Here is an 18,524-nt window from a genome sequence, read left to right on the forward strand (position 1 = left end):
GTCCCTCGGAGACACCCCGGGGAGGCCCACCGTGGCTAACGCCCTGCGTCGGGGCGCCACTCCAGGATGAGCTCGTCGTGCAGGGGGATCCCGTCGTCGCCCACCAGAGGGATCTCCGGCTTGAGCAGGCGGGCCCGATCGATCGCGCCCCGGTCCACGCCGACCAGCCGCATGCCACGCCGCTGGTAGAACCGCAGCGCCCGCAGGTTGTCGTTCGAGGTGATCAACCACACCCGGGTCAGGCCCATCGCCACGGCGGTGGCCGTCGCCGCCGTGAGCAGCGCCGTGCCGCCCCCGCCGCCGGGCACGGCCGCGACCAGGCTGACGACCTCCAGGCCGTCCTCGTCCGCGTGGTAGGTCAACGCGCCGGCCACCGCCCCGGCGCCGTCGACAGCCACCAGGGTCGGCAGGGTACGCAGGTCGTGGCGGGTGTCGTGTGCGACCACGTACGGGCCGCCCCACTCGCGCTCGTGCAGCGCGTCGACCGCCGTCCGCTCGTCGGGCCGGATCGCCCGTACCTCGAACCCACCCACGCCCCGGCCCTCCGCTCGCCGCCGTCGCCGCCCTGCCGGCCGGGATCGTACCCGCGTCGAGTGGTCCAGCGGTGGGTGGCGGATACGGGACAGCGCAGTGACCGACCGGCCCCTCCCGTCGCCGGAAGCCGTTGGGCAGACTGCCCTGGTGACAATTCGGAGCCTGCCCGCCGTCGGGGCCCTGCTGGTCGCCGTTGCCCTCACCGCCGGTTGCGGCAGTGACGACGACGGCCGGTCGAGCGCAGCCCCATCCGCCTCGTCCGAGGTGACCCCCACCGGCCTCCCGAGCGCGGCGACGTCCCCCACCACGAGCGCGCTGGCCGCCCCGGTGTCACCCTCCGCCGGGGCGCAGGGGCCGACCCAGCGCCGACCGGCCAGCCCGCCACCGGTGGTGCTGCCAAAACGTCCGGCCAGTGCGCCCGGTGCGAAGCAGGTCGTCGACGCCTTCCGGGCCGCTGGCCTCAAGGTGCCGCGCCCCAAGGATCGTTCCGTCGACTGTGGCCCGGACGGCCTCGGCCTGGGCTGCTCCGAGCTGATGGCCACCGACGCCGTCACGGTCTACGTTTTCCCGGACGAGACCAGTGCCAGCGACATCGCGGAAACCTGGGGCGGCCAGTCGTACCAGCGTGGCGCGGTGGTGCTCAACTACCTGGAGGCGAAGACCCCGGCCGCTGACCGCCCGCGCTACGAGAAGGTGCTCGACGGCCTGCGCTGAGCACCGGGCCTGGCGTCAGCGGGGCCGGGGCATGTCGCTCTCCTGAGAGTGATGCCTGTGAGTCATCTTGATGACTCACAGGCATCAGGGTCTGTGTGGCATCGCCCGACAAGCCTTGGCGGGCGGCCTGGCGGGCTGGCGCGGCCGGGCGGGCCTTGGCTGCCCGGGTGGGGTGGCGGGTCAGCCGCGCAGGCGCAGGCCACGGGGGGTGGCCCGGAAACCGGCGGCGGTCAGCGCGTCGCGCAGCGGTGAGGAGTGCACCGCCTCGCCGTCGGCCCGCTCCACCGACATCGCGCCCAACGCCCCGGAGTGGACGGCGTCGGCGAGAGCCTTGCCGGCCGCGGCCAGGGTGTCGGTGTCGTCGCTGAAGGAGAGCAGCGTGCGGCCGCCGCGTTCGACGTAGAGGACGAGGTCGCCACCGACCTGCACCACCAGCGCACCGGCCTTGCGGCCGGCCCGGTGCCCGGTCGCCGGGGCGGCCCCGTCGCCGGAGTCGAGCACCCGTTCCGGCCAGGGCAGCGCCGCGCCGTACGGGTTGGCGGGGTCGGTGGCCGCGAGCACGGTGGCCGGGGTGCCCCGGCCTCGGGCACCGTCGGCGGGCTCCGCCAGGGCGCGCAGTCGGTCGACCGCGCCGGGCACCGCGAACTGCGCCGCGCCCAACCCTTCGACGAAGTAACCCCGACGGGCCGCGCCGCGCTCCTCCAGCGCCGACAGCACCGGGTAGACCGCCGAGAAGCCGCCGACCACCTGCTCGGCCATCACCGCGCCGCGGGTGACCACCCCGTGCCGCTCCAGCAGGACGTCGGCGAGCGCGGCGGCACGTCGGGTCGGGTCGACGTCCCGTTCCGGGAGGCGCGACCAGCGACCGGCGACGGTCGGCGGACCACCCCGGGTGGGCAGCGCCACCCGACCGGGCCGCCGGTAACGGGTGCGCGGCGCGGAGGGCCGCGAGCGGTGCGCCCCGCCCGCGCCGAGCACGGCGCGCAGCGGCGCCAGGGTGTCGTTGGTGAGGTGCCCGGCCCACACCAGATCCCAGATCACTGTGGTCAACGCCGAGTCGTCGGTCGAGCCGACCCGGTCGGCCAGCGGCCGGAAGAACAGCGCCTGCCCGTCGCCGAGCGCGTCGAGCACCGCGTCGTGCAGCGGGGTGCGGGTCAGCGCCTCGTCGGGCGGCGGGAGCAGCAGCGGTGCGGCGTCCGCGTACGCGAGGGTGACCCAACCGTCGCCGCCGGAGATCGCTCCCGACCCGGCCCAGAGCACCTCTCCGCTGGCGCACAGCTCGTCGAGCTGGGCGGGGGAGTAGTCGGCGACCCGACCGGGCAGCACCAACCGCTCCAGCGCGGACGCCGGCACCGCCGCGCCCTGCAACTGCTCCACCGTCGCGGCGAGCGCCTCCACACCTCGGGCGGACGAGCCGACCTGCTGCCAGCGGGGCAGGAACGCGGCCAGCGCCCGGGGCGGCACCGGCTCGATCTCCCGGCGCAGCGCCGCGAGCGAGCGGCGGCGCAGCATCCGCAGCACCTCGGCGTCACACCACTGGGCGCCGGCCGAATCCGGGGTGAACTCGCCGGAGACCACCCGCCCGGTGGCACCGAGCCGGCGCAGCGCCTGCTCGACGACGAACACGCCCAGCCCGAAGCGGGCCGCGCAGCTGGCCGCGGCGAACGGCCCGTGGGTGCGGGCGTATCGGGCCACCAGGTCACCGAGCGGATCGGCCACCGGGGCGAGGTACGCCTCGGCCACCCCGACCGGCAACGCCACGCCGAGAGCGTCGCGCAGCCGGGCGGCGTCCTCGACACCCACCCAGCGCTGTTCGCCGGCGATGCGGACCCGCAGCACCCGGCGGGTCGCCTCCAGCTCGGTCAGCCAGGCCTCCGGCACACCCCGCTCGGTCAACTCGGCGTCGCTCAGGTCACCGAGCACCCGCAGCAGCTCGACGACGTCCTCCGCATCGCGGGGGCGGCGCTGCTCGGTCAGCCAGCGCAGCTGCCGATCGGTCTCGGTGAGCACGGCCGGGTCGAGCAACTCGCGCAGGTCGACCCGGCCCAGCAGCTCACCGAGGAGGGTGGAATCCAGGGCGAGCGCGGCGGCGCGACGCTCGGCGAGCGGCGCGTCGCCCTCGTAGAGGAACGCGCCGACGTAGCCGAAGAGCAGCGACCGGGCGAACGGCGACGGCGAGCTGGTCTCGACCTCGACCAGCCGCACCTTGCGGGTGGCCAGGTCGCGCATCAGGCCGGCCAGCGCCGGCTGGTCGAAGACGTCCTGGAGGCACTCCCGGGCAGCCTCCAGGGTGACCGGGAAGTCCGCGTACTCGCGGGCGACGTCGAGCAGTTGCGCGGCGCGTTGGCGCTGCTGCCAGAGCGGCTGGCGGCGGCGCGGGTCGCGGCGGGGCAGCAGCAGTGACCGGGCGGCGCACTCCCGGAAGCGGGCGGCGAAGAGCGCGGAGGTGCCGACCGACTCCTCCACGAGCTGGGTGATCTCGTCCGGCTCGAAGACCACCACGTCGGCGCCGGGAGGCTCGTCGGCGGTGTCCGGAAGTCTGACCACGATGCCGTCGTCGGAGGGCATCACCTGGGCGTCCACCCCGTACCGTTCGGCGAGCCGGCGGCCCACGGCGAGCGCCCACGGCCCGTTGACGCGGGCGCCGAGGACGCTGTGCACGGCGAGCCGCCAGTCACCCAGCTCGTCGCGGAACCGCTCGACCACGACCGTGCGGTCGTCGGGCAGCGAGCGGGTGGCCTCCCGCTGCTCGCGCAGGTAGGCCATCAGGTTGCCGGCGGCCCAGTCGTCCAGACCGCCGTCACGCAGGGCGGCCAGCGCCGCCTCGTCAGTCTGTCGCAGCAGGGTGCGCACCCGGGCGCCGATGGCCCGGCCCAGCTCCACCGGCCGGCCCAGCTGGTCGCCCTTCCAGAACGGCATCCGCGCGGCCTGACCGGGGGCGGGCGAGACCAGCACCCGGTCGGGCGTGATCTCCTCGATGCGCCAGGAGGAGGAGCCGAGCAGGAAGACGTCACCGACCCGGGACTCGTAGACCATCTCCTCGTCCAGCTCGCCCACCCGGGCGGCCCGCTCGGCGCCGGCCAGGAACACCCCGAACAGGCCCCGGTCGGGAATCGTGCCGCCGCTGGTCACGGCGAGCCGCTGCGCGCCGGGACGGCCGGTGAGCAGGTCGGTGGCCCGGTCCCAGACCAGTCGGGGGCGTAGCTCGGCGAAGGCGGTGGACGGGTAACGGCCGGAGAGCATGTCCAACACGGCGTGCAGCGCGGAGTCGGGCAGCTCGGCGAAGGGCGCGGCCCGGCGGACCAGCACGGCCAGGTCGCCGAGCGGCCACGGCTCCAGTGCCACCATCGCGACGATCTGCTGGGCCAGCACGTCCAGTGGGTTGCGTGGGTAGTGCAGCTCCTCGATCGCGCCGTCGGCCATCCGCTCGGCGACCACCGCGCAGGAGAGCAGGTCGCCGCGGTGCTTGGGGAAGACCACCCCGCGGGAGATCGCGCCCACCTGGTGCCCGGCCCGGCCGACCCGTTGCAGGCCGGAGGCCACGCTGGGCGGCGCCTCGATCTGCACCACCAGGTCGACAGCGCCCATGTCGATGCCCAGCTCCAGGCTGGAGGTGGCCACCACCGCCGGCAACTGGCCGGACTTGAGCGCCTCCTCGATGTGCTTGCGCTCCTCCCGGGAGACGCTGCCGTGGTGGGCGCGAGCGATCACCGGCGCCGCGCCGGTGGCCGCGCCGGACTGGGCCATCACCTCGGCCGGCGGCCGGTTGCGCACCGGACCGGCGGGGTCACCCCACCGCTGCGCACCGGATGCCGGGTTGTCGCCACCCGCCGGGTCGTCGCCGGCCGGCAACCCTTCCGGTACGCCGATCGCGCCGTCGTCCGACGCGGCGGCCACCGCCTCGGCGGCCAGCTCGTTGAGCCGGGCGCAGAGGCGCTCGGCGCTGCGGCGCGAGTTGGTGAAGACGATGGTCGAGCGGTGCTGCCCGATGAGGGTGAAGACCCGCTCCTCCACGGCGGGCCAGATCGACGCGCGGCGTGGCCCGAGCCCGCCGAGGTCGTCCTCCGGTTGCTCCTGCTCGTCCAGGCGGGTCATGTCCTCCACCGGGACCTGCACGCTGACCTCGATGGTCTTGGCGGTGGCCGGCTGCACCACGTCGACCGGGCGGGCACCGCCGAGGAACTGCGCGCAGGCGTCGATCGGGCGGACGGTGGCGGAGAGCCCGATGCGCTGCGCCGGAGCGGGCAGCAGCTCGTCGAGGCGTTCGAGGGAGAGGGCGAGGTGGGCACCGCGTTTGCTGCCGGCCACGGCGTGCACCTCGTCGACGATCACCGTCTGGACGCCGCGCAGCGAATCGCGGGCCGCGGAGGTGAGCAGCAGGAACAGCGACTCGGGAGTGGTGATGAGGATGTCCGGTGGGGTGCGGGCGAAGGCGCGCCGCTCGTCGGCCGGGGTGTCGCCGGTGCGCATGCCGACGGTGATGTCGGGCGGTGCGACGCCCAGCCGTGTCGCTGCCTGCCGGATCCCGGCCAGCGGGGCGCGCAGGTTGCGCTCCACGTCGACGGCGAGGGCCTTGAGAGGGCTGACGTAGAGCACGCGACACCGCTGGCGGGCCTCGGCCGGTGCCGGCTCGCGGGCCAGCCGGTCCAGTGACCAGAGGAAGGCCGCGAGCGTCTTGCCCGATCCGGTGGGTGCCACCACGAGGGCGTTGCGGCCGGCGGCGACCGAGCGCCAGGCGCCGGTCTGTGCGGCGGTGGGAGCGGCGAAGGCGGCGTCGAACCAGGCGCGGGTGGCCGGACCGAACCCGGCGAGCACCGCGCCGGCGTCTGCGTCTGCCCCGGTCACCGGTCCATCGTGCCCCGCCGGTACGACAACCACGAGCGACCCGGGCGGAATGCGCCCCGACGCTAGTAAAAAGCGTGGAAGGTGCGCTTGATCCGTTAAGTCTCACTTAACTGCTTGCTTCTGAGGAGCAACATAAAGTAACTTCACCCGCAACGCGAACCGGGGTGAGGGGATTTGATGGCCGGCGAGCAGCGCACCATCGAACCGGGCACCGACGTGCTGATTCGTAAGGTCGACAGCCACCTTGCCGCACTCCGTGGCGGTCTGCACGGCCCCGAGCTCGACCTTGCCGAACGCCTCGCCCGCTGCCTGCGGGAGCTGGTCCTCTGCACCGCCCAGGCGAGCGCCGCCGATCGTGGCCAGGTGCGCGTCGCCGTCCACTACTTCGTGTTGCGCCGGGAGAGCCGAGGCCGGTTGCTGTCGGTGCGCTCACTGGCCGCCGCGGAACGGGTGGTCGACCGGGTCGCGCGTCAGCTCGGCCGCCTCGACCTGCTGGCCGAGCTGCGCCGCGACCGCCCCGCGCCCGACGACGCCCAACCCCTGGCCAACACCCTGCTGCACTGACGAATTCTGGCAAAACCGCCCGGAGGGCCACGAACTGGCGTCTGATCGCTGCTAGGCGCCACCGCTGCACGGGCGTCGGCCACCTCGATCGGGAGCGCAGGTGCTGGTACTGCTCGTCCTCCACCTCGTGGCGGCTCTCGCCGCGCCTCTGCTCGTGCGGTGGTGGGGATCCAACGCCTGCTACCCCCTGGCGCTGGCACCAGCCGCCGCGTTCTGCTGGGCGCTGGCCCGCACCCCGGCCGTCAGCGACGGCGGAGCCGTGGTCGAGACGTACCCGTGGATCGGCCAGTTGGGCCTGGACATCGCGTTGCGGCTCACCACGCTGTCCTGGTTGATGACGCTGCTGATCGGCGGCATCGGTGCGCTGGTGCTGGTCTACAGCGCCCGCTACTTCGACACCCGCTCGACCGGCCTCGCGCAGTTCGCTGGAGTCCTGGTCGCGTTCGCCGGCGCGATGCTCGTCCTGGTCCTCGCCGACGACCTGCTGCTGCTCTACGTCGGTTGGGAACTGACCACGGTCTTCTCGTACCTGCTGATCGGGCACAGCACCGAACGACGTGCCAGCCGGTGGGCGGCGGCGCAGGCGCTGACCGTCACCACGCTGGGTGGGCTCGCCATGCTGGTCGGGTTCATCATGCTGGGCGAGCGCGCCGGCACCTACCGCTGGTCGGAGATCGTCGCCCAGCCACTGCCCGGCGGCGGGTACCTGGTGGGCGCCGTGCTGCTCATCCTGGCCGGCGCGCTGTCCAAGTCGGCGATCCTGCCCTTCAGCTCCTGGCTGCCGGTCGCGATGGCGGCACCCACGCCGGTCAGCGCGTACCTGCACGCCGCCGCCATGGTCAAGGCCGGCGTCTATCTGGTCGGGCTGCTCGCGCCGGCACTCGCCACGGTCGGCCCGTGGCGGCCGGTGGTGCAGATCGCCGGCGTGGCCACCATGCTGCTCGGCGGTTGGGCCGCATTGCGGCAGACCGATCTGAAGCTGCTGCTGGCGTACGGGACGGTCAGTCAGCTCGGCCTCCTGGTCGCGGTGACCGGGTCCGGCACCCCGGACGCCGCTCTGGCCGGCGCGGCGATGCTGCTGGCGCACGCGTTGTTCAAGGCGTCGTTGTTCCTGGTCGTCGGCGTCATCGATCACGGCGCCGGCACCCGTGACCTGCGCGAGCTCTCCGGGCTGCGGCAATGGTCCCGGCCGCTGTTCGTGGTCGCGGTGCTGGCCGCGGCGTCGATGGCCGGTGTGCCGCCGCTGGTCGGCTTCGTGTCCAAGGAGGCGGTGTTCGGGGCGTTCACCGATCAGCCGGTGCTCCTCACCGGCCTGGTCGCCGGGACGGTGCTCACCGTCGCGTACAGCGCCCGCTTCCTCTGGGGCGCGTTCGCCGACCGGCCGGGGGTGGAACCGGTCCAGCAGGGACCCATCGCCGCGTCCCTGCTGGTCCCGCCGGCGGTGCTCGCCGGGGTCGGCCTGCTCGCCGGTCCGGCCGCGAGTGTGCTGGACGAGCTGCTGCGTCCGTACGCCGATCTGCTCGGTGGGGTCGACGCGCACCTGGCGCTCTGGTCCGGGCCGACCCCGGCGCTCGGCCTGTCCGTGGTGGCGCTCGTCGGCGGCGGCCTGCTGTTCGCCGTGCGCGGGCCGTTGGCCCCGGTGCTGGCCCGGCTCCGCTCGCCGGTGGGGGGCAACCAGGGGTACGAGTGGGTCGTGGGCCGGTTCGACCGGTTGGCCATCGAGGTCACCGGCGCGACCCAGCGGGGTTCCCTGCCGCAGTATCTGGGCATCATCCTGGTCACCCTGGTGCTGGTGCCCGGTACGGCGATGATCTCCGCCAGCCCGTGGAGGGCCCGGATCCCGCTCTGGGACAGCCCGCTGCAACCGGTGGTCGTCCTGGTGATCGCGGTCGCCGCGGTGCTGGCGGTCGGTGCCCGCCGTCGCCTGACCGCGATGCTGCTGGTGGGGATGACCGGCTACGGCACCGCGATGCTGTTCGTCCTGCACGGCGCGCCCGACCTGGCGCTCACCCAGTTCCTGGTGGAGACCGCGACGATCGCGGTCTTCGTGCTGGTGCTGCGGCGCCTGCCGGAGCGTTTCTCGGCCCGACCGTTGCGGCGTACCCGCTGGGTCCGTCGGGCGATCGGGGTGGCGGTGGGTGTGGTGGCCGCCGGGCTGGCCCTCACCGCCGTCGGTGCCCGCCGGGCACCGGACATCAGTGCCGCCTTCCCGGACCTGGCGGTGCTCAAGGGGTACGGCCGCAACGTGGTCAACGTGACCCTGGTCGACATCCGGGCCTGGGACACCATGGGCGAGCTGTCGGTGCTGGTGGTGGCCGCGACCGGGGTGGCCAGCCTGATCTTCGAGCGGTCCCGGACCGGGCCTCGACCGCGCCGGCCGGAGTCGGATCAGCGGGTGAACGAACCCGGCCGGCCGGTGTGGCTGCGCGGCGGTCCCACCCTCTACGAGGAGCGCCGCTCGATCGTGTTGGAGGTGGTCATCCGCCTGATCTTCCACACCGTGGTGCTGTTCTCCCTCTTCCTGCTCTTCTCCGGGCACAACGCGCCGGGCGGCGGCTTCGCCGGCGGTCTGGTGGCGGGTCTCGCCCTGGTGGTCCGCTATCTGGCCGGCGGTCGGTACGAGCTGACCGAGGCGGTGCCGGTCGGCGCCGGTCCGATCCTCGGCGCCGGGCTGGCCACGGCGGTGGGCAGCGGAGTGGTGGCTTTGCTGGTCGGCGGGTCGGTGCTGGAGAGCGCCAAGGTCGACCGGGTCCTGCCGCTGATCGGGGACGCCCACCTGGTCACGTCGCTCTTCTTCGACATCGGTGTGTACCTGGTCGTGATCGGGTTGGTGCTCGACATCCTGCGCAGTCTCGGCGCCGAGGTGGACCGGCACATCGAGGCCACCGGGACGGCCACCGGTGGCCTGGCCGTCGACAAGGGTGACCGGGCGTGAGCGCGAGGAGTGAGCCGGGTTTGCGAGCCCCGCAGTCGCGAACAGAGGCGGAACAGTGACGGAGAGCGGTGCGGGACCGACGTTGGTGCTGGTGGTGGCCGTCGCGGTGCTGGTCGGGTGCGGGGTGATCCTGCTGTTGGAGCGCAGCCTGACCCGGATCCTGCTCGGGGTGATCCTGCTCGGCAACGGGGTGAACCTGTTGATCCTGCTGGGTGGGCGCTCGGGTGGGGCACCGATCGTCGGCACCGGTGCGGTGGGGCAGATGAGTGATCCGCTGCCGCAGGCGATGGTGTTGACCGCCATCGTGATCACCTTCGGGTTCACCGCGTTCCTGCTCGCGGTGGCGTACCGCAGCTGGTATCTCACCGGCGACGACGAGGTGCCCGACGACCTGGAGGACCGGCAGATCATCCGCCGGGCGGGGCGGAACGAGGCGGGCGCCGTCGACCACGGTGGAGAGGGCCCGGACGGCGACCCGGAGCAGGTCGATCCCGAGCCCGCCCGCCGTCGGCTCCGACGGGGGAAGGAGTCGTGATGAGCGCGCTGGTGCCGCTGCCGGTGGTGGTGCCGTTGCTCGGTGCGGCGCTGACCCTGCTGCTGGCCGGGAAGCCCCGACTCCAGCGCGCGATCAGCGTGTTCTGCCTGGGCGGCACACTCGCCGTGGCGTTGCTGCTGCTCGTGCAGGCGTACCGGCACGGGCCGGTGGTGGTGGCGGTCGGTGGGTGGCCGGCACCGGTCGGCATCGTGCTGGTCGCCGACCAGCTCGCCGCGCTGATGGTGGTGGTGTCGTCGGCGGTGACCCTCTGCGTGCTGCTGTACTCGATCGGCCAGGGCGGCAGCGAGACGAGCGAGTCCGCCCCGGTGTCGATCTTCCACCCGACGTACCTGGTGCTCACCGCGGGCGTCACCAACGCGTTCCTGGCCGGTGACCTGTTCAATCTGTTCGTCGGCTTCGAGATCCTGCTGGCCGCGAGCTTCGTGCTGATCACGCTGGGAGGCACCGAGACCCGGATCCGCACCGGGTCGACGTACGTGGTGGTCAGCATCCTCTCCTCGCTGATCTTCCTGACGTCGGTGGGCCTGGTGTACGCGGCCACCGGCACGCTCAACCTCGCCCAGCTCGCCCAACGCCTCGACGACCTGCCCGACGGCGTCCGCCTGTCCCTGGAGTTGATGCTGCTGCTGGCGTTCTCGATCAAGGCGGCGGTGTTTCCGCTGTCGGCCTGGTTGCCGGACAGTTACCCCACCGCACCGGCCCCGGTCACCGCCGTGTTCGCCGGTCTGCTCACCAAGGTGGGCGTGTACGCGATCATCCGCACCGAGACGTTGCTGTTTCCCGGTGGGCACGCGGACACGTTGCTCATGGTCGTCGCCGGTCTGACCATGGTGATCGGCATCCTCGGCGCGGTGGCGCAGTCCGATCTGAAGCGGCTCTTCTCGTTCACCCTGGTCAGCCACATCGGTTACATGATCTTCGGGGTGGCGTTGAGCACCGTCGCCGGGCTCTCCGGCGCGATCTTCTACGTGGTGCACCACATCACCATCCAGACCACGCTGTTCCTCGTCGCCGGGCTGGTCGAGGAGCGCGCGGGCAGCACCGACCTGCGCCGCATCGGCGGGCTGGCCCGGGTGGCGCCGCTGCTGGGTGTGCTGTTCTTCGTCCCGGCCATGAACCTCGCCGGTGTGCCGCCGTTCTCCGGTTTCCTCGGCAAGATTGGCCTGCTCCAGGCGGGGGTGGCGGTCGGCGGCCCGCTGCCCGGGGTGCTGGTGGCGGCTGGCACGGTGACCAGCCTGCTCACCCTCTACGTGGCGTCGCGGGTGTGGAACATCGCCTTCTGGCGCGCGCCCCGGCTGGCCACCAGCGAACCCGCCGTCCGTCTGCCGAGGCTGATGGTCGGGGCCACCGTGGCCCTGGTCGCCCTCGGGCTCACGCTGACCCTGCTGGCCGGTCCGCTCTTCGACGTCACCACGGACGCGGCCGCCGACCTGCGGCTGCGCACCCCGTACGTGCATGCCGTGCTGCCGGGCGGTGTGCCGTGACCGGCACCCCTGAGCCGGCTCCCGACGCCCCCGGGCCCCCCGTGGTGGGGCGCGGCCGGCTCGGGCGGTGGCGCGACCAGGTGGTGGCGCTCGGGTGGCTGGTGGTGGTCTGGAACCTGCTCTGGGGGGACATCACCTGGGCCAACGTGATCGGTGGTCTGCTGGTGGGCGGCGCGGTGCTGGTGTTCTACCCGCTGCCGGCGGTGAGCTTCGGCGGCCGGCTGCGACCCGGGGCGCTGCTGGTCTTCGCCGGCCGGTTCGTCGTCGAGCTGGTCAGCGCGAGCCTGCACGTCGCCCGGATCGCCGTGCAACCCGGCTACCGGCCGCGCGGGGCGATCATCGGCGTCCAGTTGCGGGTGCCCAGCGACCTGAACCTGGCGCTCACCGCCGAGGCGGTCTCGCTGGTGCCGGGCACGTTGATCCTCGAGGTGGACCGGGATGCCGGAATGCTCTACCTGCACGTGCTGGACACCCACCGGCCAGCTGACCTGGAAGTTGCCCGGCAACGCACCCTCACCCTCGAACGGCGGATCATCCGGGCGGTGGGCTCGGCCGCCGAACTGCGCCGCGTCGAGGCCGACCCGTCCGAGAAGGGAACCCGCTCGTGACCACGTTCCTGGCCGTCGTGCTCACCGTCCTGCTGTCGGTGACCGCGCTGCTCGCGCTGCTGCGCCTCTACCGTGGCCCGTCACTGGTGGACCGGGTGATCGCCGCGGACATGCTGCTCGCCACCATGGTCGGCGCGGTGGGTGCCGAGGCGGCGGTCAACCGGCACGCGACCACACTGCCCGTGCTGGTGGTGCTCTCCCTGCTCGGCTTCGTGGGCTCGGTGTCGCTGGTCCGCTTCGCGGTCCGGGAGCAGCAGTGATCGCCACGATCGCGGACTGGCTCGGTGCCGGTTGTCTGGTGGCCGGCGCCGTGCTCGGCCTGGCCGCCGCGATCGGCGTGCTGCGGTTCCCGGACGCGCTGAGCCGGATGCACGCGGCCACGAAACCGCAGGTGCTCGGGGTGCTGCTGTTGCTGCTGGGGATCATGTTGCGGCTGCGGTCTCCGGCGGACCTGGGCATGATCCTGCTGGTGGCGGTCTTCCAGTTGGCGACCGCACCCGTCGCGGCCCAGATGATCGGACGGGCCGCGTACCGGTCCGGGCGACTCGACCGGGATCTCCTCGACGCCGATGAGCTGGCCGAATGTCGTTCTGCCGAGGGTTCGTCGGGGCCAGCGTGACGACCTGGGGCGGGGACGGTGTGACGGCCTGGGATGGGGCCGGTGTGACGGCCCTGGGCATGGCCGGTGAACCGGACGATCCGCTCCTTCGGCCCACCCCCAGCGAAGTCCCAGCCAGCGCCGATAAAATAGCGGCATGATCGACTCTTCTGCCCAGGAGGGCAGCAGTAGCCAGCCGGGTCGTGCCCGGCATATCCCCGTACCGACGACCCCGGGAGCCCTGAGCGACCCGTGTTGATCGTCGTTGGTCTTCTTCTGATCATTCTGCTCACTGCCGCCACCGGCTATTTCGTGGCGCAGGAGTTCGGCTATGTCGCCGTGGACCGGGGCAAGCTGCGCCAGCTCGCCGATGACGGCGACCCCGCCGCCGCCCGGGCCCTGACCGTCACCAGCCGGCTCTCCTTCATGCTCTCCGGCGCCCAACTCGGCATCACCGTCACCGCCCTGCTGGTCGGTTACGTCGCCGAGCCGTTCCTCGGCGGCGGCCTCGCCGACCTGCTCGGCGTAGCGGGCGTCAGCGAGGCGGTCAGCCTGCCGCTCTCGGTGGCGTTGGCCCTGGTCATCGCCACCATCGTGCAGATGGTCCTCGGCGAGCTGGCCCCGAAGAACCTGGCCATCGCGCGGGCCGAGCAACTGGCCCGGGCGCTGAGCCGGTCCACCCTGATCTACCTGGCCGTCGCCGGGCCGCTGATCCACCTCTTCGACCGGGCTTCGGTACGCCTGCTGCGCCGGATCGGCATCGAGCCGATCGAGGAGCTGCCCAGCGGCGCCACTCCGGCGGACCTGGAACAGATCATCGCCGAGTCCCGCGAGGAGGGCAGCCTCGACGTCGAGATGTCCACGCTGCTCGACCGAGGTCTGGACTTCCGGGAGCTGACCGCCGGGGAGGCCATGGTGCCCCGGGTCGACGTGCACACCGTACGGGCGCACGAGCCGGTCAGCCGGGTGGTCGAGCTGCTGGACACCGGCCACTCCCGTTTCCCGGTACGCGGTACGGAGGGCGTCGACGACCTGATCGGCGTCGTCGGCATCGCCGACGTGCTCGGCGTACCCCCGGGGGAGCGGGCGACCACCCCGGTGAGTGCGGTGGCGGGGCCGCCGCTGCTCGTACCGGAGACGTTGCCCCTGCCCACGGTGCTCGACCGCCTGCGCTCCGGTCATCGGCAGATGGCGTGTGTGGTGGACGAGTACGGCGGCTTCGCCGGCGTGATCACGCTGGAGGACATCGCCGAGGAGCTGGTCGGCCCGATCCGGGACGAGGACGACCCACCGGAGCGGGCGCCCGCCCAGCAGGACGACGGGTCCTGGGTGGTGCCGGCGCGCTGGCGGATCGACGAGGTCGCCGACAGCACCGGCATCGCCCTACCCGAGGCCCCGGAGTACGACACCCTGTCCGGGTTGGTGATGCGGGAGCTCGGTCGGGTGCCGGAGGTCGGTGACCGGCTGGAGATCAGCCTGCTGCCCGAGGGCGCGGACGGTGAGGTCAACGAGGCGGAGCCCCGCGCGTTGGTCGAGGTGCTGGCCGTGGACCGGCACGTGGCCGACTCGGTGCGGCTTCAGCTCAGCAAACCGGGGGTGACCGCATGAGCCCCGGGATCGCGCTGTTCAGTTCGGTGATCCTGCTGGCGCTGAACGGGTTCTTCGTGGCCGCCGAGTTCGCCCTGGTGGCCAGCAAGCGCTACCGCCTGGAGCAGGCGGCGGCGAATGGTGGTCGGGCGGCACGCGCCGCGCTGGACGGCGTCCGCGAGCTGTCGCTGATGCTGGCCGGCGCGCAGCTCGGCATCACGCTGTGCACACTGGGTCTCGGCGCGCTGGCCGAGCCGGCGATCGAGCACCTGATCAGCCCTCTGCTGCACGCGGTGGGTCTGCCGGACGCCGCCAGTCACGTGGTCGCCCTGATCTTCGCCCTCGGGGTGGTCACCTTCCTGCACCTGGTGGTGGGGGAGATGGCACCGAAGTCGTGGGCGATCACCGACGCGGAGCGCTCGGCGACGCTGCTCGCCCTGCCGTTCCGCGCCTTCGCCCGGGTGTCCCGGCCGGTGCTCTCCGCGCTGAACGCGCTGGCCAACGCGATCCTGCGGCTGGTCGGTGTCAACCAGCAGGACCAGCTCGCCCAGGTCCATGGCCCGGACGAGCTGCGGATCCTGCTGGAGCAGTCCCGTGAGCACGGGCTGCTCGGTGCCGAGCAGCACCAACTGCTGACCAGCATGCTGGAGTTGCAGGGCACGTCGGTGGCGCAGGTGATGGAACCGTTCGCCACCATGGTCACCGTCCGTCGGGACGACCCGGCCGGGCGGATCGAGGAGGTCAGCCGGGACAGCGGGCGGTCCCGGCTCGCGGTGCTCGACGAGGCGGGCGACGTCTGCGGCCTGGTGCACGTGCGGGAGGCGGTGCGGGTGGTCACCACCGGCCGCGTCGCCACCGCGGGGGAGCTGATGACACCCGCGTTCACCCTGCCCGCGACGTCCTCGGTCACCGAGGCGGTGGCGGCGATGCGGGCGCGGCAGTCGCAGCTCGCGTTGGTGCGCAACGGTGGTGGCCCGGCCCGGCCGATCGGCTTCGTGGCCCTGGAAGACCTCCTGGAGGAGGTCATCGGCGAGTTCGACGACGAGACCGACACGGTCCCGCGCGGGCGTCGGTTGCGCTGACCTGCCGACCCGGCCGCACTGACGAAGTGCGGCCGGGTCAGCACTCGGCACTGGCGGGCTTGACATCACCTCGACGGGGTAGGCGCGGCTGGTGCGGGGCGTGCTGCCCCCGTTCCGGGAGGGGGCGCGCGGTGCGGTTGACGGGAGTGTCCCCGGAGTCCGGTGGGACCGGACTGTCCGTGCAGACCACGCTCCCCAACCCGAGCACCCGGCCGGGCCTGTGCCTGCCGGGGCGGGTGACCCTCGCGGCCGGGCCGGAGGACGTGCTGGTGCGGCACATCCGGCTCGGTCTCGTCACCACTGTCGAACCGGACGACCCGGCGGCCCCCCGGCGTCTCATGCAGTTCCACCAACTACCGATCGCCGGCCGGTTCGTCGTGCCCGCTGGTCGGCGGCGGGCGGTCGACTTCGCGTTGCCGCTGCCCTGGGAGACCCCGGTGACCACGTTCGGTGGGGTGCCGCTGCTGAGTCTGCGGATGGGTCTGCGCACCGAGGTGTCCCTCGACCCCGATCTCGACCAGGGCGCCATGGTGCCGGTCTTCGTGCATCCGCTCCCGACGCAGCAGCACGTGCTGGCGGCGCTGGACACCCTCGGTTTCATGATCCGTCAGTCCGGGTTGCTTCAGGGTGGGCTGCCGGGGGTGGAGCACACCCTGCCCCTGCACCAGCGCTGGGGCTACTGGGTGGGGCCGCTCTACGCCGGCCCGATCACCGAGCTGGAGGTGATCTTCGTGACCAACTCGGCGGGCCTGGAGGCGATCCTCTGGATGGATCGTCGGCTGGCGCTGGCCGGGATCACCCACCAGAGCATCAGCCGGTTCCGGATCTGGCACGAGGACGCCGAGCGGCGGGACTGGGTCGCCACCGTGGACGGCTGGATCCGGCAGGCGATCAACCGGCACGCCGCCGCGGCCGCGCACGCCGACTGGTCCGCGCAGATCGCGGGGTCCGCCCACGTCAGCCGCCACCCCGACGAGCCGATCCGACCCGGCTACGGCCTCGGTGGCACCGCCGGCGGCGCCGGTGTGGGAGGAGGCGGCTCCGGCGGCGGCGACGGCACCTGACCCCGCATCCGGCTCAGCCGGCGCTGGCTGTGGCCAGCTTGAGGCTGAAGGCCAGGAACAGGGCTGCCACGGCGGTGGTGCCGCCGGCCGCCAGGCGGCGGCGCTGGCGGAACTGGGCGGCCAGGAAGGTGCCCGCGAAGATCAACGCGGTCAGGTAGAGCGCGCTGGTCACCTGCGCGATCAGGCCGAGCAACAGGAACGACAGCGCCGGCCAGGCATAGCCGGGGTCGACGAACTGGATGAAGAACGAGATGAAGAACAGGATCGCCTTCGGGTTCAGCAGGCTGATCACCAGCGCCTTGCGGAAGGGGCTGCGCATCGCCGCCGGCTCCGCGGCGTCGATGAGCCGCGGCGTGCTCGGGTCGTTGCGGTCGCGCCAGCGTCGCCAGGCGCCGAGCAGCATCGTCACCCCGACATAACCGAGGTACGCGGCACCCGCGTACTTGATCACCATGAACAGCGGGGGGTACGCCTTGAGCAGCGAAGCCACCCCGGCGGCGGAGAGGAACATCAACACCCAGTCGCCGACGAACACGCCAGCGGCGGCCCGGTAGCCGACCGCGACGCCCCGTTTGGCCGCGGTCGAGAGCACGAAGAGTGAGTTCGGCCCGGGCAGCAGAATGATGGCCACGGTGCCCAGCACGTACGTCCAGATGTCGGTGATCCCCAGCACGCCCGCCATCATCACGCCACCGGTGCCGTCCGCAGAAGTCTTTCTCGCAGCGTGGCCTGTGCGTTCGGCCACTCGTCGACGGTCATCGCGTACTGGACGGTGTCCCGCCAGGAGCCGTCCGGGCGTTGCCGGTGCATCCGCAGCACCCCTTCCCGGGTCGCGCCGAGACGTTCGATGGCCGCCTGGGAGCGGACGTTGCGGATGTCGGTGTGCCAGGCCACCCGTACCGCGCCCAGGTCGTCGAAGGCCCGGCTGAGCAGCAGCAGCTTCGCCTCGGTGTTGATCCCGGTACGCCACCAGGGCCGGCCGAGGAAGGTGTGCCCGATCGCCACCGACCGCCGCTCCGGGTCGATCTCGTAGTAGGACGTGCTGCCGACCACCGCCCCGGTCGCCGCGCACCGCTGCACCCAGGCCACCCGCTCGCCACGGTGCTGGGCGGTCAGGGCGGTGCCGATCACGTCGGCGGTTTCGGCGGGGGAGGCGGGCGGTGCGACGCTGAGGTGCCGCCACACCTCCGCGTCCCCGGTTGCGGCGTGCAGCTCGTCGGCGTGCGCCAGGTCCAGCGGCTCCAGCCGGACGTGCTCGCCGTGCAGCGTCACGGGGTCGTGCCAGGGCGTGCGGGCCGCCCGCAGGTACGCCGGCAGTGGTGCGGTGACTCCGGCGTCCGGCTCGGGTTGCCCGGCGGTCACCCGCAGGGGCAGCACACCGGCCCAGTGCGGCAGGTGCAGGTCGTCCTCGTCCTCGCGGACCCCACCGCTGCGGGCCCGGACGGACACCTCGTGCAGAGGCAGCGCCAGTACGGCGGTCTCCGCCAGCTCCCGCCGGCTGGGCGGGCGGGTCTGGGTGCTGCGTCCCGCGCCGACCTTCTCCACCAGTGCGGTGAGCATGGCGAGCTTCTCCCGCTCGTCGGTGACCAGCCGGGCGGTGCCGTGCGCGACGACGGAGCGGTAGTTGGCGCTGTGGTGGAACTGGGACCGGGCGTAGACCAGGCCGTCGAGCACTGTCACCGCGACGCAGACCGGGAGACCCTCGCCCCTGGCGGCGAGCAGTGGCCGGCTGCCGGTGGAGCCGTGCAGGTAGAGCGTGTCGCCGATGCGGACGTGCAGGGTGGGCAGCACCCGGGGCTGGCCGTCGACGGTGAAGCCGAGCGCGCAGTCGTACGCCTCGTCGAGCACGGCGTGTGCGGCGGCCCGGTCGTAGCTCATCCTGTCGCGGGAACGGTGGGGTGTGGTCCGGGCGGTGGGTGGATACATGCGCGCGCCCCTTTGTTCTAGTACAAT

15 protein-coding genes are annotated in these 18,524 nt (G+C 72.9%); 11 read left to right on the forward strand and 4 right to left on the reverse strand.

The window, feature by feature from the left end; genetic code table 11:
• Positions 1-35: 35 nt before the first annotated feature.
• Positions 36-533: a GNAT family N-acetyltransferase gene (locus HNR22_RS31910; protein ID WP_179782630.1), complete on the reverse strand. Its 498-nt coding sequence runs from the start codon at positions 531-533 to the stop codon at positions 36-38.
• A 148-nt stretch (positions 534-681) separates the two neighbouring features.
• Between HNR22_RS31910 and HNR22_RS31915 the strand changes: the two genes are divergently transcribed.
• On the forward strand, positions 682-1,248 hold the full coding sequence (locus tag HNR22_RS31915) for a hypothetical protein (RefSeq protein WP_179782631.1): 567 nt from the start codon (positions 682-684) through the stop codon (positions 1,246-1,248).
• A gap of 180 nt (positions 1,249-1,428) precedes the next feature.
• Here HNR22_RS31915 and HNR22_RS26505 read toward each other — a convergent pair whose 3' ends face one another.
• Entirely contained in the window at positions 1,429-6,126 is a 4,698-nt protein-coding gene (locus HNR22_RS26505; protein WP_425488078.1) for an ATP-dependent helicase, read from the reverse strand.
• Between the two features lie 144 nt (positions 6,127-6,270).
• On the opposite strand from HNR22_RS26505, the gene HNR22_RS26510 reads away from it, so the two are divergent.
• The 10 genes from HNR22_RS26510 (at position 6,271) to HNR22_RS26555 (ending at position 16,571) form a co-directional block, all read left to right on the forward strand.
• Positions 6,271-6,657 (forward strand): hypothetical protein, encoded by a 387-nt coding sequence (locus HNR22_RS26510; RefSeq protein WP_141908295.1) that lies wholly within the window; start codon positions 6,271-6,273, stop codon positions 6,655-6,657.
• Positions 6,658-6,757: 100 nt separating this feature from the next.
• A complete protein-coding gene (locus HNR22_RS26515) occupies positions 6,758-9,592 on the forward strand; it encodes a Na+/H+ antiporter subunit A (protein WP_179782633.1) in 2,835 nt (944 codons plus the stop codon).
• Positions 9,593-9,647: 55 nt separating this feature from the next.
• Complete coding sequence (locus HNR22_RS26520; protein WP_179782634.1) at positions 9,648-10,127, forward strand: Na(+)/H(+) antiporter subunit C; 480 nt, start codon at positions 9,648-9,650, stop codon at positions 10,125-10,127.
• Positions 10,127-11,632 (forward strand): Na+/H+ antiporter subunit D, encoded by a 1,506-nt coding sequence (locus tag HNR22_RS26525; protein WP_179782635.1) that lies wholly within the window; start codon positions 10,127-10,129, stop codon positions 11,630-11,632. Before HNR22_RS26520 ends, HNR22_RS26525 begins: the two co-directional genes overlap by 1 nt.
• Entirely contained in the window at positions 11,629-12,240 is a 612-nt protein-coding gene (locus tag HNR22_RS26530; RefSeq protein WP_179782636.1) for a Na+/H+ antiporter subunit E, read from the forward strand. The genes HNR22_RS26525 and HNR22_RS26530 overlap by 4 nt, the downstream gene beginning before the upstream one ends.
• A complete protein-coding gene (locus HNR22_RS26535; RefSeq protein ID WP_179782637.1) occupies positions 12,237-12,500 on the forward strand; it encodes an MrpF/PhaF family protein in 264 nt (87 codons plus the stop codon). Before HNR22_RS26530 ends, HNR22_RS26535 begins: the two co-directional genes overlap by 4 nt.
• The gene (gene mnhG / locus HNR22_RS26540) at positions 12,500-12,859 is read left to right on the forward strand and encodes a monovalent cation/H(+) antiporter subunit G (protein ID WP_179783727.1); all 360 of its coding nucleotides are present in this window, start codon (positions 12,500-12,502) and stop codon (positions 12,857-12,859) included. Before HNR22_RS26535 ends, mnhG begins: the two co-directional genes overlap by 1 nt.
• A 231-nt stretch (positions 12,860-13,090) precedes the next feature.
• Complete coding sequence (locus HNR22_RS26545) at positions 13,091-14,446, forward strand: CNNM domain-containing protein (RefSeq protein WP_179782638.1); 1,356 nt, start codon at positions 13,091-13,093, stop codon at positions 14,444-14,446.
• Entirely contained in the window at positions 14,443-15,507 is a 1,065-nt protein-coding gene (locus tag HNR22_RS26550; protein ID WP_179782639.1) for a hemolysin family protein, read from the forward strand. Before HNR22_RS26545 ends, HNR22_RS26550 begins: the two co-directional genes overlap by 4 nt.
• A gap of 131 nt (positions 15,508-15,638) precedes the next feature.
• Positions 15,639-16,571: a sporulation protein gene (locus HNR22_RS26555; RefSeq protein ID WP_179782640.1), complete on the forward strand. Its 933-nt coding sequence runs from the start codon at positions 15,639-15,641 to the stop codon at positions 16,569-16,571.
• A 13-nt stretch (positions 16,572-16,584) separates the two neighbouring features.
• On the opposite strand, the gene leuE is transcribed toward HNR22_RS26555, so the two are convergent.
• Positions 16,585-17,256, reverse strand: a complete 672-nt coding sequence (gene leuE / locus HNR22_RS26560) for a leucine efflux protein LeuE (RefSeq protein ID WP_179782641.1) — start codon at positions 17,254-17,256, stop codon at positions 16,585-16,587.
• The gene (locus HNR22_RS26565) at positions 17,256-18,497 is read right to left on the reverse strand and encodes a bifunctional pyridoxamine 5'-phosphate oxidase family protein/GNAT family N-acetyltransferase (RefSeq protein WP_179782642.1); all 1,242 of its coding nucleotides are present in this window, start codon (positions 18,495-18,497) and stop codon (positions 17,256-17,258) included. The genes leuE and HNR22_RS26565 overlap by 1 nt, the downstream gene beginning before the upstream one ends.
• Positions 18,498-18,524: the final 27 nt, after the last annotated feature.

The sequence above is a fragment of the Micromonospora jinlongensis genome (genome assembly GCF_013410645.1).
GTDB classification, from domain to species: Bacteria; Actinomycetota; Actinomycetes; order Mycobacteriales; family Micromonosporaceae; genus Micromonospora; species Micromonospora zamorensis.

Excerpts from the sequence above, each read along its gene's own strand:
- HNR22_RS26565 (WP_179782642.1), bottom strand. The coding sequence starts at position 18,497 with ATGTATCCACCCACCGCCCGGACCACACCCCACCGTTCCCGCGACAGG.
- HNR22_RS26510 (WP_141908295.1), top strand. The coding sequence starts at position 6,271 with ATGGCCGGCGAGCAGCGCACCATCGAACCGGGCACCGACGTGCTGATT.
- HNR22_RS26550 (WP_179782639.1), top strand. The coding sequence starts at position 14,443 with ATGAGCCCCGGGATCGCGCTGTTCAGTTCGGTGATCCTGCTGGCGCTG.
- leuE (WP_179782641.1), bottom strand. The coding sequence starts at position 17,256 with ATGATGGCGGGCGTGCTGGGGATCACCGACATCTGGACGTACGTGCTG.
- HNR22_RS26525 (WP_179782635.1), top strand. The coding sequence starts at position 10,127 with ATGAGCGCGCTGGTGCCGCTGCCGGTGGTGGTGCCGTTGCTCGGTGCG.